Raw genomic sequence first — 981 nt, 5'->3', positions numbered from 1 at the left:
TGTGTAGCCTGCGCGTTTCGCCATTTCGATCGCATCGAAGGTTTCAGTCAATGTACCGATTTGGTTTACTTTGATCAGGATAGAGTTGCCTACGCCGTTTTTAATACCTTCAGAAAGTTTTTTCGTGTTTGTAACGAAGAGGTCGTCACCAACAAGCTGAACTTTTTTGCCAAGACGCTCAGTAAGAAGCTTGTGGCCTTCCCAGTCGTTTTCGTCAAGTCCGTCTTCGATAGAGATGATTGGGTATTTAGAAACAAGCTCTTCATACCAGTCAACCATTTCAGCAGATGTTTTCACAACGCCTTCGCCAGACAGATGGTATTTGCCGTCTTCTTTGTTGTAGAACTCAGAAGATGCAGCATCCATAGCAAGTTTAACTTCTTCGCCAGGTTTGAAACCGGCTTTTTCGATTGCTTCAACGATTGTTTGAAGCGCTTCTTCGTTAGAACCAAGGTTTGGAGCGAATCCGCCTTCGTCACCTACAGCAGTGTTTAAGCCTTTTGCGCTTAATACTGATTTCAGGCTGTGGAAGATTTGAGCGCCCATGCGAAGTGCTTCACGGAAGTTAGGAGCACCTACAGGCATGATCATGAATTCTTGAATATCCACGTTGTTATCAGCATGCTCTCCGCCGTTTACGATGTTCATCATCGGTACAGGAAGCGTTTTTGAGTTGAATCCTCCAAGGTATTGGTAAAGAGGAATCTGTAAGAAATCAGCAGCAGCACGCGCACAAGCCATAGATACGCCAAGGATTGCGTTCGCACCAAGTTTGCCTTTGTTTTCAGTACCGTCAAGCTCGATTAAAAGCTGATCGATTGCGTTTTGTTCAGTTACATCAAAGCCAAGAAGCTCTGGAGCAATGATTTCGTTTACGTTGTTAACAGCTGTTAACACGCCTTTTCCAAGGTAACGGTCTTTGTCGCCGTCACGAAGCTCAACCGCTTCGTATTCACCTGTAGAAGCTCCGCTTGGCACTAA

General features: G+C 45.2%; 1 protein-coding gene. It reads right to left on the bottom strand.

Annotation, left to right across the window (positions count from 1 at the left end; translation table 11 throughout):
• Nucleotides 1–981, bottom strand: a 981-nt coding sequence (gene eno, locus RAC86_RS39125; RefSeq protein ID WP_377887000.1) for a phosphopyruvate hydratase, incomplete at both ends; no start/stop codon positions are given.

The sequence above is a fragment of the Bacillus sp. LR_5 genome (assembly GCF_042709275.1).
This window is presented reverse-complemented; position numbering and strand designations above follow the sequence as displayed.